Origin of the sequence: Streptomyces sp. NPDC050703, from assembly GCF_040654435.1 — a bacterium.
Classification (GTDB): Bacteria; Actinomycetota; Actinomycetes; order Streptomycetales; family Streptomycetaceae; genus Streptomyces.
In genome coordinates, this window is record NZ_JBFAHX010000046.1 from 39,173 (window position 1) to 53,649 (window position 14,477).

Consider the following 14,477-nt stretch of genomic DNA (forward strand, 5'->3'; position numbering starts at 1 on the left):
GCGGGCAGCCGGTGTCGATGAGTACGCCACTCGCAAGGGACGGGTCTACGGCACGGTGCTCGCCGACGTCGAGTCCCGTCGGCCGGTGGATCTGCTGCCTGACCGAGAGTCGTCCAGCCTGGCCGCATGGCTGGCGAAGCGACGCGGGATCGCTCCGGCGTCGTCGAAGGACACGTCAACCGGATCAAGATGCTCAGGCACCAGATGTTCGGCCGCGCCGGCTTCGCCCTCCTCCGCAAGCGCGTCCTGCTGGCGGAGTGAGAGCTTCGCTGGCCTGCCGACGGCAGAGAGCATGGTCGGTATGAATAGCCGGTCCGAGCAGGACACAACTGACGACAGCGACGCTCCTCGGCCGAAGTGGACCGAGGAGATAGACCTTCAGACCGTTGACGCTGCTGGCCTGGTGCGTCACGTCACCATCTGCCTCAGTGATCCCTCCACCGCCCGCATCGCGCTCCTCGATGCTCACTCACGCATGGAGTTCAGCGGGACCGACTATCTCGACTGCCTTTCCCAGGCCCGGCAACAGCTCGAACGTGACGGTCGCCTCCTGTGCTGCCAGGGAGCCCGCCCCAACGTCCACCCCTCCGGACAACTGCGACAGTTCACCAACGGCCGACAGGCATACGTCCGCCACTCGGAACGGCAGAGCGAGGGCTCCGAGACAGTCGACATCTTCGCCCCGGCACCGACCGGAGACGTCGTGAATCTCGCCGACCAGCGAGCAGCAATAATCAGCTCCTGGAACGCCAGGCACCCGGGAGGACACCAGATCTGACCCCCTCACAGCCGCAGTCACTCTGCGTGGGCCATCACACAACTCGTGCCAGAACCACCTGAAGTGAACGAAGCCAGTCGGGTCTCTACCGTGTAGGTGGAGGAGGCGACGCTGACGGGGATGTTGATCGGTAGGTTGGAGGCGCGGGCGGCGACGGCCCGGGCCCGGGCACGGCTCCTTCACCCCGTAGGGCCGGAAGTCGCGACCTGGACGAGTGACGGAACCACCGGGGCCGCACCGTGCCGGGGGCCGAGCGGGGCGGGGGGCCGAGCGGGGCGGGCCGCCCACCGACTAGCATCGCCGAGTTCGTGCCACCCACCGGCCCGGGCATCGCGGCACGGCGTACAGGGAGCTGACACGGCATGAGAACGAAGAGCGCAGCGGCGTGGGCGGCAGCGGTGCTGATGCTCGGCACAGCCGTCGGCGGCTGCGCCGAGCAATCGGACAAGGGGCCGTCCGGCAGCACCGCGAAGCACACGAAGTCCCACCGCGAACCCGAGGACAAGCCTGATTCACGGGTCGTCGAGGACGACGACGACCACACCGTCCTCGAACTGTCCGACGGCCGGCAGGTGTCCCTGCGCTTCACTCGCCGCGGCCTGGAGGCACAGCATCGCGACACCTCTGACGACGCCTGGTCCGCCCGGAAGACGGTCTATGAGACCGGCACCGAACCGTGCCAGGGCATCAGGGCGAAGGCGTACCGGGACACCGTGTGGCTCGCGGCCGGCTTCGGCAAGTACTGCAGGGACGGCGAAGAACCGCAAGAGGTGATCGCGGCCGTCGCCACCGGGGACCTCTCCTCCTGGACCACCGACCCGACCAAGAACAACATCGCCTGGCCGAAGGCCCGCATCCGCGACGGTGGCGCCCGAGTGGACTTCGTCGATTCCAGCATGCTGGAAACCACCACGCTGACCTGGCGCAAAGGCTCCGGATTCGCCGAGGTGGCCACGGAGTACAAGCCCATCCACCCCTGGTTCGTGGGCCGGTGGCGAGCCACGGACGGCAGCCAGCAGCTGACCATCCACCAGGTCGAGCCGGGCAGATGGGCACGCGTGGTCATCGAGACCCGCACCGGCACGCGATGCAAGGGCAGCGCCATTGTCACCGGCATCACCCAGCACGACCTGTCCATGAGCAACTTCAAGCTCGAACAGGGCACCAGGACCGTCAACTGCCCGCCGGCGGAGTTGGAGTACGACTTCGACGTGAAGTCCTCGGACGGCCCGCTGCGCCTACGCAAGATCGGCAACCACCCGAAGACCGTCCTCACCTATGAGCGGGCGGGCTGACGTACGACTGCGCGCTGTGCCGGCACGCGCATGGGGCCATGACATTGTCCGGCCGGTCACGGCGGTGTCCGTGACCAAGGCCGCGGTCCTCCTGCCGCCGGGAGGCCCGGGTTGAGGCTGCGCTGCCTCGGCCGGGACGGGTCCCGAGCCGGGTGGGGTAGCCCCGCGTCGGGGCTCGGCGCGGCACTGCCCACGGTGGGCCTTGTGCGCCTCTCGCGTCGCCGGCCCTCACCCTGGTGCTGTGACCGAATAGGTTGGCCGGATTGCCAGTTGGAGCGGTTGGATGGGCGGTGACGTCCGTTCCGATCGCTGGAGGTGTGGTGGCCGAGCCTGTGCGAGTGCGCAGACTGACCGACCAGGAAGGGCAGAGACTGCAGCAGATCGTGCGCCGGGACAGCACCAACTCGGCGCGCTGTCGCCGCGCGATGATGCTGCCGGCGACCTATCGCCACACCCACGGTGTGACCTACTTCCACGGCTGCTACTCCGTCGATGACGACCGTCTGCGGGACGTGAACCGTCGCCGCAAGGGCACTGCCAACACCCTGGCCGCGCTCAAGTCGATCCATGCCGCCCGGCCCGGCGGCGCCCCGATCTACATCATTCTGGACAACCTCTCCGCCCACACCGGCGCAGACATCCGTCGCTGGACGAAGAAGAACAGGGTCGAGCTGTGCTTCACCCCGGCCTATGCTTCCTGGGCCAACCCGATCGAGGCCCACTTCGGCCCGCTGCGGCAGTTCACCCTGGCCAACTCAAACCACCGCAACCACCCCACGCAGACCCAAGCCCCGCACGCCTATCTGCGCTGGCGCAACGCCAACGCCCGCCATCCCGATGTCCTGGCCGCTCAACACCGAGAACGGGCCCGCATTCGCAGCGAGAAGGGCATTCGCCGGGGCGGAAGCCCGCTCGCCGGCGCGGCCTGACAGCACTTCTTGCCCATCGCCTCCGACCCATCGAAGGATCCAGAGGTCACACTTGTGAGCGTCCGTACGACTCATCGTGCTCTGCTGAGCCGTCTGCTGCCCGATGACAAACCAGAAGACCTTGCAGTACGTCAGGGGCAATTCCACACCGTGGTGATTGGCACAGACCGCGTCGTGTGCCTGCCCCGCACCTGGGCAGCGGCCGCCCGGTTGCCCGAACGGGTGGCCGCACTGCACGCACTCGCGGGCCTCGACCTCGGCTTTCGCACACCTGAGCCGCTGCTCCAGGGCGGGGCCCACGGCACCGACGAGGCGCCGTTTCTGGTACTCAGCCGCATTCCCGGGGAACCGCTGGAGACCGACGCCCTCAACGATGCCCACGTGGCCGACGCCGTGGCGGCGCAGTACGCCACTCTGCTGTCCGCTCTGGCCCGTGCCGGCACCGATGAGACGGTACGAGGATTTCTCCCTCACGCAGCAGAAGGCCAGTGGCGGCGGTTCGCGGAGAACGTGCGCGCGGAGCTGTTCCAGCTCATGTCCGACAGCGGGCGCCTACGGGCCGAGCGGGAACTCGCAGCGCTCGACAGCCTTCCCCGCATCACCCGAGCAGTGGTGCATGGCGACCTCGGTGCCGAAAACGTCCTCTGGGAGTGGACGCACGGCCTGCCGCACCTCTCCGGAGTACTCGACTGGGACGATGTCACGCTCAGCGACCCGGCCGAGGACCTCGCAGCCATCGACGCCAGCTACGGCCCTGAACTCCTGGAACAGGTGCTCGCCCTGGGCAACTGGTCAAACCACGAACTCCATACCCGCATCGCCGCGATCCGCGGCACATTCGCCCTGCAGCAAGCCCTCTACGCAATGCGCGACGGCGACGAAGAAGAACTCGCGAGCGGCCTGGCCGACTACCGATGAGGCACATCCGCTACATCGAGCACTTCATATCAACAACACCCCGGCGAACCTGTGCGGTCACAGCGCCAGGTGTTCTGTCCGGAGAGGTTGTGGACGGGTGAGGCAGGTCTCGGCTGAGGGATCTCGAACAGGTGAGGGCCTTCCGGTTCGGTGTGGATTGCGACGTCTACACCAACAGAAAGGCCCTCGTGGCCCACCGTAATGCACCCCTGACCGAGACCGGACGGCTGCGTCTGGCCCGCTGCGTGGTCGAGGACCGCCGGCCGCTGCGGCGGGCCACCGAACGCTTCCAGGTCTCACCCACCACGGCCAAGCGCTGGGCTGCCGAGCGCTACCGGCAGTTCGGCGAAGCCGGGATGACCGACCGTTCCTCCCGCCCGCGCACAAGCCCGCGCCAGACACCGACCCGCACCGAACGCCGGTCATCAAGGTCAGGATCCTGCGCAGATGGGGACCGGCCCGCATCGCACACCTGCTCGGCCTGGTGCCCTCCACCGTCCACCGAGTGCTGACCCGCTACCGGCCGGCCCGCCTCACCCACCTGGACCGCGCCACCGGCCGGGTCATACGCCGCTACGAACGCGAACGGCCCGGCGAACTCGTGCATGTGGACATCAAGAAACTCGGCAACATCCCCGACGGCGGCGGACACAAAACCCTGGGCCGCCAGGCGGGCCGCAAGACCCGCAACAACGCCGGCTACAGCTACATCCACACCGCCGTCGACGACCACTCCCGCCTCGCCTACAGCGAGATCCACACCGACGAGAAGAAGGACACAGCGACCGGCTTCTGGCAGCGGGCCCACGCCTACTTCACCGACGCGGGCGTCCCCTGGTTGACCGTCTGCTGTGTTGGGGACAGCTGACCGCCGGGTGGCCGTCTGAGCCCGGTGGTGACCCAGGGACCGGCGCCCTGGTAGGCGCGGTCGGCCAGGACGGGGACGCCTTGGCGTTCGCAGATCCGGATGATCCGGTGGGTGCGGGCCGCGGTCAGGTCGTGGCACCGGCCTGGCAAGGCCGGCGAGATCCACAGCACCTGCCCAGTCGGGTCGGTCACGACCTGCACGCTTACACCGTGACGTCGATGCTTGTGCGTTAGTCGGCCCGGCCGTCGCCCACACGGTCGCATTCGGCGAGCGTCCCGTCGAGCAATACGTACTCCGGTTCGTGCTCGCACAGGACCTTGAGCAGGCCGGGCGCCCGGGCGGCCAGGAGGTCGATCACCGCGACGGTGTAGGCGTGGGCGGTGCTGACCGAGAGACCGAAGCCTGCGGAGATCTGAGCCAAGGTGTCGTGCTTGCGCAGGTTCACCAGTCCGACGAGCGCGCGTTGGTGCGGCGGGAGCTTGCAGCGGCGGTCACCCTCGCGGGTGACGATGAGCATGGTGACCCACTCCACCAGCGCATGAGGCAGGTCGAGTGCGGCAGGATAGGAACCAACGAGGCACCTGTGCTGACGAGTTGAGACTTCGAACACCTCCCTCAACGGCATGGGTGCCTCGTGCGTTTCGTCCTCGCCGCCGTCACCCCATCGGTGACCACTCTGAAAATGCTCAGTGAGTCCACGACTGTCGGAGCTACTGGGGCCATGTCTCCAGGGTGCAGCAGGCGCGACCGCCGGACATGTCGATCTCTCCCCAGGAGGGCAAGCTCGCCCTTTACACGTGGACGGAAGAGCGGGCGACAGAGGGCGGTACCACCCATCGCCCGCGCTTATCCCTCGGCTGCTGCTAGTTCAGCTTGCGCCCCATGCGCTTGGACGCCCTCTCTCTGTCCTTCGTATGCCACCACTCGAAAAGATGGGTACGCGCGAGCATCGCGAGGTAGCTGGCAACTCCATCATCGAGATCGCCGCTGACCATGCTCGCCTCCTGTCTGGAAAAGGACAGAGAGACCCGCCAGCGGTCGCCTTTGACCTGCACGTCAACTTCGATGACCAAAGACGGACGGATTTCAGCAACGCGCAGTTCAACGATCTCAATAGAAGTTCCAGCGCCCTGACTTTGGACCCCGAGAAGCTCGCTTTGGAGTTTCTCTTGGACTATCTCCACCGTGGCCATGCTTCCCCTTTTAGCAAGCAGCGTGCGCGCGGGGAGTGTACTCAACGCTGGCCGTGATGATCCCCTGAGGCGTCAGCCCGCCGGGCCTTCCCCCGAGCGGGCCCGGGTTGTAGACCACCTTGAAGTTCTTCCTGGGGTTGGGGGAGCACCCCGTGCCTGGCTTATACCGGTAGACCACGCCAGGAGAGGTCGTATGGCCCTTCCAAAGAGTGTCGCTGATCTTGGTCTTGAAGGAGCTGCTCCACCTGCCGCGCGCGACTATGTGCTTGTATCCCCACGTTCCCGTGCCGCAGCGGAGCGGGATCTTCGAAGGGCCGCGATAGAAGTTGTAAGCGACCTTCGAGTAGTGCCGATTCGTGCACCTATCCGCTCGCACCTCTACGACCTGGGACGCACGATGATGGACATCCGCTTGAGCGCTCGAAGCAGGCGCCGGCATAAGAGATCCAAGCGCCCCGACAGAGACGACAAAGGGCATGGCTATTCTCTCAAAGACGAAGACGAGCCGGTCGGTTGCGCGGACGCCCAGCAGGAGCGGCTCCCGGATCCCGTCCCTGGGGATCGAGGCCCGCAGTTTCTCCATCACCCGGCGGTCCCGGCCGTGCCGCTCGTGATACCGGCGGGCACCGGCCCACGTGGGGCAGGCCGGACCAGGCCCCGCCGGAGCGCTGCGGTGCGCATGCGCCCGGTCCAGGGCCTGCCGTCGACCACGCGGGCCGTCATGAGCGCACCGTCCGGCGGTACAGCCGGGCCCGGATCCGGTAGCGGAGCAAGGCGCGTTCCTCGCGCTCCTTGATGGCGTCGGCGAGCAGTTCCTTGAGCTCGGTCATCCGCTCTTCGGCGAACCACTGGGGCTGGTAGTCCTCGCCGCGATCAGACCGGGCACACGTGATCGTGCCCGGCGAACTCCAACCACCGCGCGCAGCCGACCTCACCGCAGGTCGGCTGGGTGGGGTCCTCACCGATGCCGGAGCAGTACGGGCCGCGGGGGAGGGTGCCTCTGCCGCCGCAGGATCTGCGGGCCGTCCTGGCTCCGGTCGACCTGGTCTGGGCTCGGCTGGACCGTACGGCTGCCCGCCGCCTGGTGGAGGCCGCCGCCCGCAGTGAGCTCAAGCAGGTGGAGGGCTTCGCGGGCCGTACGGACGCTTCGAAGCTGCTCGCCGACCGGCTCGTACGGCGCCTGGACGAGCAGATGCGCACCGGTGGCCCGATCAGCGACCCGGTGGGTTGGCTGCTGGCCCGGGGCCTGCCCCAGCGTCAGCAGTGCGGCGATGTCCGGTGCGACGACCGGGTGCTGCTTGACACGGGCCGGGAGTGCCCGCGCTGCGAGGACCGGCAGGCCGACCGCCGCGCCCAGCGCCACGCGGTCGCAGCTGCCGTGGACACCGCGATGCCCGGGGCCTCCAAGGAGGAGCGCCGCGCGGCCGCCGACCGGCAGCTGCACGAGCGGGTGACCGCCCAGGGGTGGGCTCGCGAGCACGAGTGGGAGCAGGTCCGCTCCCGTCAGGCCGCCGCTAAGTGAGTGTTTGAGATCCCGGCCTGTCCTCAGATAGGGCGGGCGAGATAGACACACGGATGCGTGGTAGAGACGCCGGAGACGGCTCCACCACGCATCCGGTCGTGGGTCGACCGGACGACGCGCGGGCCCTGCTTCAGGCCATCAAAGAGGTACTCCGTTGCCCACTGACGCAGGTTTTCCCACCAGGGCCAATCGTGTGGACTCCGTGTAGCAGCCACATTTGGGGTCCGGTCGGCGGGCACGTTGGCAGTGCCGACGTGTGAGCGTCGCAATCACCGCAGAGTGCTGAGCACCCTGTCAACCATTGGAGACCGCCATGACCGACTCCCTCGGAGAAGCGTTTTCGCCCCTTCAAAACCTGCTGGACATGCTGGATCCGGACAAGAAGCAGTGGCTCCAGAGCCAGACTCCGGAGAAGCAGGAACAGCTGGCCAAGGACTTCATGAACAGCGGTGGCGGTGTCACGGCAGTGGACACCGACAAGCAAAACTTTCTCCAAAACGACGTTATGGGTGGCGGGGATGCCAGGGCCAACCAGTTCATTCGGTTGGCGCAGATGTCCCGGTAGACACCAACGAGCGCGGTGGAGGCGCCGAGGCGGCTCCACCGCGCCAGGTTGAGTTCGCAGGTCAGGGACCCACATTGGCGTCACATCGATGCCGAAGAGTTTCGACTCGGCTCGGGGAGTTATCTGTCTGTGGGCGGCTTCCTCGTCCAACTGGTGCGTGGCGCCCTGCGGGTGAGCCGTCGCGTCATGAGCGTGATAAGTGCCCAGGTCAGGTGCGATTCCGAGTGTTGAGGAAGGCGTTCGTAGTCCCTGACGTTGTGCCGGGATTTCATGATCCAGCCCAGGGTTCGTTCGACTTTCCAGCGTCTGGGCAGGACGACGAATCCCTTCGTTCCGCGGGGGCGGGAGACAGTTTTGAGGGTGATGTTAAGGAAGTCGTCCGACCAGGTGGTGAGCTGTCCGGCGTAGGCGGAGTCGGCCCAGATCTGGGTGATCTGCGGCTGCATGACGCGCAAGCGCCAGAGGAGTTCGCGGGCGGCGTCCCGGTCGGTGGTGTCGGCGGGCGTCACGGTGATCATCACGGGCAGGCCGAGGGTGTCGACGGCGATGTGTCTCTTGCGTCCGTTGATCTTCTTCCCGGCGTCGAAGCCGCGGGTGGCCTTGGAGACGGTCTCGGCTCCTTTGACGGACTGGCTGTCGACGATGAGCGTGACCGGCCAGGGGCATCGCCCCTGGCCGGTACGGATCTGACGGCGGAGCTGGTCGCGCAGAAAGGCGACCACGCCCGCCCGGTGCCAGTGCGCGAAGTGGTAGTAGACCGTCTGCCAGGGCGGATAGTCCGCGGGCAGAGCGCGCCACTTCACGCCGTTGTCGACGAGATAGCGGATGGCGTCGACGATCTCGCGGCGGTGCCACTTCTCCGGCCTTCCGCCTGATTTGGTGCGGCAGGCCGGAGTGGGCAGCAGCGGTTCGAGCAGTGCCCACTCCGCTGTCGTGGTGTCGGAGGGGTAGCGCCGCCGGCGAGAGGTCAGGGGCATCGGGGAGACTCAGGGTTTGGCGAGTTGGGCGAGGGTGGCGCGGACGCCGGTGAGCTGGGCGACGGCGACCTGGGCCCATTCGTCGTCCGGGTGGCGGGCCAGGTGGGGGTCGAGCGTCCCCGTGATCAACCGGGTGAGCCGTCCCAGGACGAGCTTGAACTGCTTCTTCTCGTACTCAATCCAGTCCGCGGGTTCGTCGGAGAAGAGGTAGCCGTCCTTGCGGCGCCAGATGATGGGTGTGAGGTGTTCTGCCGCTCCGACGTCCCGCAGATGGCGCACTCCCCGGGCGACCTGCGAGGGGGTGAGACGGGTGGCGGCGACCAGCTGCTTGGTCTGCAGTCCGGCCGGTCTGGCTTCGATCAGCGCGACGCGGACCAGGTCGCCGTAGTGCTCGCTCAGCGGCTGGGTCTGGCCGCGGCGGCGCCGGACGGGCACTGGTTCACTCTCCCTTGAGCAGCTGGGCGAGCTGCTCGTCCAGGGTGAAGCGGCCGGTTTCGAGCGCGGCTTCCAGCCAGTCCGCGGCGCCGCGGACCTTCGCGATCCCCCGCCGGATCGTCTCGCGCTCGTCCTCGCTGAACTCCTGGTCCCGCAGGCGCGGAACCAGCCGGCCCAGGGTGGCGACGTAACTGTGGCAGGAGCCGACCAGGTCCAGATACTCGAGGGTGTGCTCGATCTGGCGGACCGCGGGGACACGGTCGCGGATCTTCTCGCGGGTCTCTTCGGAGTTGTCGAACTGGGCCCGGTTGACGGTGAAGCGGGCGGTGTCATGGCGCATGGTCTGCCGTGCGACACGTGGCCGCTGCAGGAGCTCCGAGGTGACGGTGGTGGCGACCTCGTCATCGCGGGTCAGCTCCTGGACAACGCGGACGCGGTCGGCAGGCGGCAGGGCCCTCGCCGTGTCCGGCCGCCGCAGCAGACTCGCCGTCACCTGCGCAGCGACGTCGTCGTCGCGGGTCAGGTCCGTGACCGCCCGCACCTTCTCCTCGACCGTAACCGGTCGGTCGACCTGTTGTCCGACCAGGCGTTTGGCCCCGTCAGAGGTCCACTGCTTGCGGCCCGAGCGGGAGTTGAACGGGGCATCCTCGATCGCCGCCCACCGCTCTTCCTCCACCTGGATGGAGGCCAAGATCTTGTGGACGGTGTAGGAGACGCCGTCCTTGCGTTTGCCGGCCGGCCAGCGCGAGGCGGTCCACCGCCAGTCCTCCACCGTGCCCAGGGCCACCCCGATATCGTCGGCGAACACCTGCAGCGACTCCTGGACGGTGAACAGGTCATCGGCGCCCTTGGCCACCGACCCGCCCACCGGCCTCAACGGCTCGATCTCCAAGGCCTTGTCCCCGAGCGCGAACTGGGCCCGGGCAACCTGCGCAACCAGCTCCTTCGCCTCGGCGACGAGCTGTTCGTAACGGGTCCGCGAGACGTTCCCCACCCGATCCGACATACCGCTTCACCACCTTGCCCGGGCAGGGCCAGCCACCGGACAGTGACAGCACGACGTCGAATCAGCCCAGGTCAAACCCAGAATGACGCTGCCGGATAGCGCGGCGGCAGGCGTGCACCGGGAGTGTCCGAGGCGCGTCAGCCGCCGACTGCACCCCTGTGCAGAGCAGAAGGGGCACCCGTGCCATCTGCGGCGTTCGGCTATTGCGTCACCGTGACGGAAGCACGCGACACCTTCTGCCGCCAGGCCCGGGTGCGACAGCGCGACGAACAGAACACCGCCGACCGGCGATGCTCCACCCCCACCGTCCATCCACGGCCACAGACCGGACACGTGGCGCCCTCCCCGCGCTGGATCGCCGCCACCCGCCGACGGGTCTGCTCCAGGGCTCTCCACCTCCGCGACCTGCACCTACCCGAACAGAACACCGCTGCCGCCGACTTCGTCGGCGGCAGCGGCACCCCACACTCTGGGCAATACCGCCGGTCCGTCCTGCCAGAGGCCATAACCCCCAGCATCCAACCCACCAAGCCCGACGAACAGAGATCTCAAACACTCACTGAGCCAGCTGGCGAAGCTCACGGCGAACGAGACGCACCGCCTGGACCGCGCGATCGTCGCGATCAGCGTCAACCCTGAACTGGGCACCCCGGTGCCCGACACCCTGCTGCGCGACTACGCCGACGACGTCGACGGGGTCCGCGTCATCTACTACGTCACGGCCCTTCGACAGATCACCATCGTCGCCTACGTTGAGGCGTAGGAGCCTCCCGAGCACCCGTGCAGTGCCCTGGACCACCACTTGGTCCGGGGCACTGCTGTGTGCAGTGAGGGGCGGTTGGTGGTGCTGTCTCGGTGGTCGGGTGCATCCGGCCCGGTGCCGGAGAGCGATGACATTCCAAGGTCGGCGCCCAGGCCGTCGACCTTGTTGCCAGGACTGACCGATGCGCCCCGGCAGGGCACTACGGTGCGGGCATGACGCTCACCTCGCCTTGGCCAGCGGGCCGGCATTTATCGACCGGCTCGAAGTCAGCAGGCGTCTCAATGGCTGCCTCCATGACACCTCTGCTGGTCAAACGAGTCCTTGCAGCCCAACGGCTCGTCGATCGGAAGTACTGGGGCCGCTGCCGAGGAAGCGGGAAGTACCCCTGCCGGAACGGGACCCTTGACGGGGTCCCTGCCTGCCTACGGCATCTAACGCCAGAGGAACGGGCGGCTGTAGACGAGCTTCTGAAGGAAGCCCGTCGTCTAGTCGACCGATGGCTTCCTCACCTGGCGCCTGCATGCTGGTTTTGGCCGCTTCCTACCGGCCTTGATCGGGCGGGAAACACCGAGGATCTGCTCTTCGCGTGGCAGCAGGCCCGGTGCGCGATCTGCAGCAGCTCGGGACGGCGAGGGCGGGGGACCGGTTCCGACCTGCTCGTGCTGGACCACGATCACAGGAACGGTCTCGCGCGGGGCTTCTTATGCCACAAATGCAACAAGAGGGAAGGTCTCCAGCGGCCTGGAGAAGACGGACGCTACGGCAACTACCGATCTCGCCCGCCAGCGGTCCTGCTCGGGTTGTCCACGCCGTACAGCCAAGCGGTGCGGCTGCGGGTGCCAGCACCACGGCATGAATCAACGCCAGCCTTCGACCCTGGCTTGCCTCGGGCGCTGTGGAAGATCCGCAAGCTGGCGCCTCAGCTGGAGGAGCAGCTGCGTTTGGCAGCCCAGGATCCCAAGAGGCACAAGTACACGGGCGAAGAGATCTGGCGAACACTCCAGATCTTGGTGCCAGTGCTCTTGGCTGCCGTGGAGCGGGCGGATCGGGATGTCCTCCACACCGAGCTACCGGAGCTTGTCAGCTGGCTGAAGCAGTTTCCGCCTTCACCAGCACCACACTGAAGCGGCGCCACACCGTGGGGTGCGGCGCCGCTGATGTCGTGTCACCCGGCCGGGCGGCCGGTCAAGCGCTGCGACGTGTGGGCACGGCGGACAGATGACGCTGCGGGGCGGGGGGAGCCGAGGCAGCCAGGGCGCCGGCCTTGATGGCCTCGGTCGCCTCGCGCAGCGCATCCTCCATCTCCTCCTGGGAGGCGTACCCGGCGAAGTACGGGTGGATGAAGTAGCTGCGGTAGCGGCCCTCGGGCCGCAGGACGATGTTCCGCTCGACCAGGTGGCTCATCGCGATGGACGTGCGGTTCTTGCTGAGGCCCACGCGCGCCCGCAGTTCGGACTGTGAGGCGTTCACCTCGCCGCCGGGGCGCTGGACCTCCATCATCGCGCTCAGCAGGTCGTAGTCAGCCTTGGAGAGCTCCAGACGGTGCAGCTGGGCGAACCCGAGGTGAGCTTGGATCAGCATGCCTGCTCCTCCACGTCGTTGTCGCCAAACGCCAGCTGCCGCGTCCGCGGGGCCGGCGCGGCCGGGGCCGTGAACTCCGGGAAGCTCTCGCTCGCCGCCTTCTCCAGCGCCACTACATCTTCCCTCATCATCTCCGGGAAGTGCTTCCTGAGCGCAGCCCTGGCGTCCTGGCGCAGCTGCTCCAGGGCTTCCTGCTGGAGGTCGCCGTTGCCCTTGAAGCAGATCAGCGGGTTGACCACGATCAGCGAGTTGGCGCGGCGCTGGATCATGTGCCAGTTCTCCAGGTTACCCAGCGCCCGGGTGACGTTCGCACGCTCGACTCCGAGGTGCCGGGCGACCTTGATGTGGGTGATCTTCAGACGGCCCTCGACTTGGCGGCCCATGCAGAACAGCAGGACCGCCGACTGCACGGGCGACATCCCGTACCGGGCAATCAGCACGGCCAGGACGTCGGAGAGGAACGCGTTGCTGACCATGCTGTAGCCGCTGCGCCCCCACGCGTTGTGGGGCGCCCGGTACGTGTACTCGACGTTCGCGGACCGCACCGGCCGACCGGGCTTCGGCGGCGTACGATCCAGCGCCTGGGCGAAGCTGTCCGTCAGCGGCGACGTCACGGGCTCACCGCGGTCCACCGACCGCCGGCCCCTGTTGGTGGAGCGACTCGCGTCCCCGGGCACCCTGGCTCCTGCTCCTCGATCTCGTGTGGTCCCGGGAACGCTAGCCGAGATTGTCCCCGTACAGAGGGACCTTTGTCCCTGTCGGCGTGGCCCCTGGTGTCAACGCCGACACACCGCCTCCCATGCGCAGAGGGCCGAATGCGGGCCTGACCAGGCAGAACGCTTTTTGTCCCTCTTCCCGGGGCCAAATCAGGTGCGGTTGTGTCGGAGGAGGCACAAAACCGCAGGTCGATGACTCACCGGGCCGCCCGCTATCGACGGCTCCGATCAGCCGTATCCCGCCGTGCGCATCTCTCATCACCACCCGCACTCGAACGCCACCCGGCCCGTTTCTGTAATCACCAGCGAGCGCACCCAATCGAATTCCGCGCCGTTTTTTGCCCTGCTATTCTGGGGCCACCATTCACTAATCGTGAGCCCTTTCTCTATTTCTCGTGTGCTGTACACATGAAGTAATCTGCAACCCTCATTTTCCTGGTCAAGGGTGGTGCGGACCATTCCAGTCCTAAGTAGCTGCTACCTTTGAAGCATAAGCCCGGATCCCCCACCCCTGTTCGGCTCATTACCCGCCCGACTGCCTGTCACCTCCCCTTCCTCTTGCTGCTGCTCGGGCCGCAGGCCCGTGGGTGGGCCGCGCGGAGCGTGGCGCACCTGGCCGGTCCGGGTGTTGCTGCTGCGTCTTGGAGTGGCTTGGAGCGCAGCGGAGGCCACGGGGCGGCCGGAGGCCGGCCGCAGCGCGCGAAGCGCGCTGCCTGGTACTGCAGTTGGTGGTTCGCGCGCAGCGCGTGCCACCTGGCGGTGAGCGAAGCGAGCCGCTCCGCTCACGCGGAGCGTGAGCGGCCGGGGAGCGCAGCGACCCGGTTCGCTTGCTCCGGGCTGCGCCCGGAGCACCGCGCCCTGCGTGAGTGGCTGCTGCCCGGCGGTCACGTCGAGGAGAGCGACACAACCCTGCTCGACGCCGCCCTGCGGG

Annotated in this window: 14 protein-coding genes and 3 pseudogenes; 9 read left to right on the forward strand and 8 right to left on the reverse strand. The window is 67.5% G+C overall.

The window, feature by feature from the left end; all coding sequences use genetic code 11:
- The first annotated feature begins 126 nt into the window (after window positions 1–126).
- The 6 genes and pseudogenes from AB0I16_RS30395 to AB0I16_RS30420 form a co-directional block, all read left to right on the forward strand.
- Entirely contained in the window at window positions 127–261 is a 135-nt protein-coding gene (locus AB0I16_RS30395) for a hypothetical protein (protein ID WP_363252860.1), read from the forward strand.
- A gap of 142 nt (window positions 262–403) precedes the next feature.
- Window positions 404–778: a hypothetical protein gene (locus tag AB0I16_RS30400; protein ID WP_363252843.1), complete on the forward strand. Its 375-nt coding sequence runs from the start codon at window positions 404–406 to the stop codon at window positions 776–778.
- A gap of 362 nt (window positions 779–1,140) precedes the next feature.
- Complete coding sequence (locus AB0I16_RS30405; protein WP_363252845.1) at window positions 1,141–2,073, forward strand: hypothetical protein; 933 nt, start codon at window positions 1,141–1,143, stop codon at window positions 2,071–2,073.
- A gap of 320 nt (window positions 2,074–2,393) precedes the next feature.
- A complete protein-coding gene (locus tag AB0I16_RS30410) occupies window positions 2,394–3,002 on the forward strand; it encodes a transposase (RefSeq protein ID WP_363252846.1) in 609 nt (202 codons plus the stop codon).
- 54 nt (window positions 3,003–3,056) lie between these two features.
- A complete protein-coding gene (gene vph / locus AB0I16_RS30415; RefSeq protein ID WP_363252847.1) occupies window positions 3,057–3,920 on the forward strand; it encodes a viomycin phosphotransferase in 864 nt (287 codons plus the stop codon).
- A 188-nt stretch (window positions 3,921–4,108) separates the two neighbouring features.
- Window positions 4,109–4,752 (forward strand): annotated as a pseudogene (locus tag AB0I16_RS30420) (leucine zipper domain-containing protein); the annotation flags it as partial.
- 2 nt (window positions 4,753–4,754) lie between these two features.
- On the opposite strand, the pseudogene AB0I16_RS30425 reads toward AB0I16_RS30420, so the two are convergent.
- From AB0I16_RS30425 to AB0I16_RS30435, 3 genes and pseudogenes are all read right to left on the reverse strand, one after another.
- Window positions 4,755–5,413 (reverse strand): annotated as a pseudogene (locus AB0I16_RS30425) (transposase family protein); the annotation flags it as partial.
- A gap of 238 nt (window positions 5,414–5,651) precedes the next feature.
- On the reverse strand, window positions 5,652–5,981 hold the full coding sequence (locus AB0I16_RS30430) for a hypothetical protein (RefSeq protein ID WP_363252848.1): 330 nt from the start codon (window positions 5,979–5,981) through the stop codon (window positions 5,652–5,654).
- A 10-nt stretch (window positions 5,982–5,991) separates the two neighbouring features.
- Entirely contained in the window at window positions 5,992–6,564 is a 573-nt protein-coding gene (locus tag AB0I16_RS30435; protein ID WP_363252849.1) for a hypothetical protein, read from the reverse strand.
- Between the two features lie 411 nt (window positions 6,565–6,975).
- Here AB0I16_RS30435 and AB0I16_RS30440 point away from each other — a divergent pair, with 411 nt between their 5' ends.
- Window positions 6,976–7,503, forward strand: coding sequence for a hypothetical protein (locus AB0I16_RS30440; RefSeq protein WP_363252850.1), 528 nt, complete (start codon window positions 6,976–6,978; stop codon window positions 7,501–7,503).
- A 313-nt stretch (window positions 7,504–7,816) separates the two neighbouring features.
- Entirely contained in the window at window positions 7,817–8,068 is a 252-nt protein-coding gene (locus AB0I16_RS30445; RefSeq protein ID WP_363252852.1) for a hypothetical protein, read from the forward strand.
- Between the two features lie 134 nt (window positions 8,069–8,202).
- On the opposite strand, the pseudogene AB0I16_RS30450 reads toward AB0I16_RS30445, so the two are convergent.
- The 3 genes and pseudogenes from AB0I16_RS30450 to AB0I16_RS30460 all read right to left on the reverse strand — a co-directional run.
- A pseudogene (locus tag AB0I16_RS30450) lies at window positions 8,203–9,045 on the reverse strand (IS5 family transposase); the annotation flags it as partial.
- Between the two features lie 9 nt (window positions 9,046–9,054).
- The gene (locus AB0I16_RS30455) at window positions 9,055–9,480 is read right to left on the reverse strand and encodes a hypothetical protein (protein ID WP_363252853.1); all 426 of its coding nucleotides are present in this window, start codon (window positions 9,478–9,480) and stop codon (window positions 9,055–9,057) included.
- A 4-nt stretch (window positions 9,481–9,484) separates the two neighbouring features.
- Window positions 9,485–10,474: a DUF6192 family protein gene (locus tag AB0I16_RS30460; RefSeq protein WP_363252854.1), complete on the reverse strand. Its 990-nt coding sequence runs from the start codon at window positions 10,472–10,474 to the stop codon at window positions 9,485–9,487.
- 1,068 nt (window positions 10,475–11,542) lie between these two features.
- On the opposite strand from AB0I16_RS30460, the gene AB0I16_RS30465 reads away from it, so the two are divergent.
- On the forward strand, window positions 11,543–12,373 hold the full coding sequence (locus AB0I16_RS30465) for an endonuclease domain-containing protein (protein WP_363252859.1): 831 nt from the start codon (window positions 11,543–11,545) through the stop codon (window positions 12,371–12,373).
- Between the two features lie 61 nt (window positions 12,374–12,434).
- Here AB0I16_RS30465 and AB0I16_RS30470 read toward each other — a convergent pair whose 3' ends face one another.
- Together AB0I16_RS30470 and AB0I16_RS30475 are read right to left on the reverse strand one after the other, a co-directional pair.
- Window positions 12,435–12,830, reverse strand: coding sequence for a hypothetical protein (locus AB0I16_RS30470; protein ID WP_363252855.1), 396 nt, complete (start codon window positions 12,828–12,830; stop codon window positions 12,435–12,437).
- Window positions 12,824–13,444, reverse strand: coding sequence for a helix-turn-helix domain-containing protein (locus AB0I16_RS30475; protein WP_363252856.1), 621 nt, complete (start codon window positions 13,442–13,444; stop codon window positions 12,824–12,826). Before AB0I16_RS30475 ends, AB0I16_RS30470 begins: the two co-directional genes overlap by 7 nt.
- Window positions 13,445–14,477: the final 1,033 nt, after the last annotated feature.

Excerpts from the sequence above, each read along its gene's own strand:
- AB0I16_RS30395 (WP_363252860.1), top strand. The coding sequence starts at position 127 with ATGGCTGGCGAAGCGACGCGGGATCGCTCCGGCGTCGTCGAAGGACAC.
- AB0I16_RS30435 (WP_363252849.1), bottom strand. The coding sequence starts at position 6,564 with ATGGAGAAACTGCGGGCCTCGATCCCCAGGGACGGGATCCGGGAGCCG.
- AB0I16_RS30430 (WP_363252848.1), bottom strand. The coding sequence starts at position 5,981 with ATGGCCACGGTGGAGATAGTCCAAGAGAAACTCCAAAGCGAGCTTCTC.
- AB0I16_RS30405 (WP_363252845.1), top strand. The coding sequence starts at position 1,141 with ATGAGAACGAAGAGCGCAGCGGCGTGGGCGGCAGCGGTGCTGATGCTC.
- AB0I16_RS30465 (WP_363252859.1), top strand. The coding sequence starts at position 11,543 with ATGACACCTCTGCTGGTCAAACGAGTCCTTGCAGCCCAACGGCTCGTC.
- AB0I16_RS30445 (WP_363252852.1), top strand. The coding sequence starts at position 7,817 with ATGACCGACTCCCTCGGAGAAGCGTTTTCGCCCCTTCAAAACCTGCTG.
- AB0I16_RS30470 (WP_363252855.1), bottom strand. The coding sequence starts at position 12,830 with ATGCTGATCCAAGCTCACCTCGGGTTCGCCCAGCTGCACCGTCTGGAG.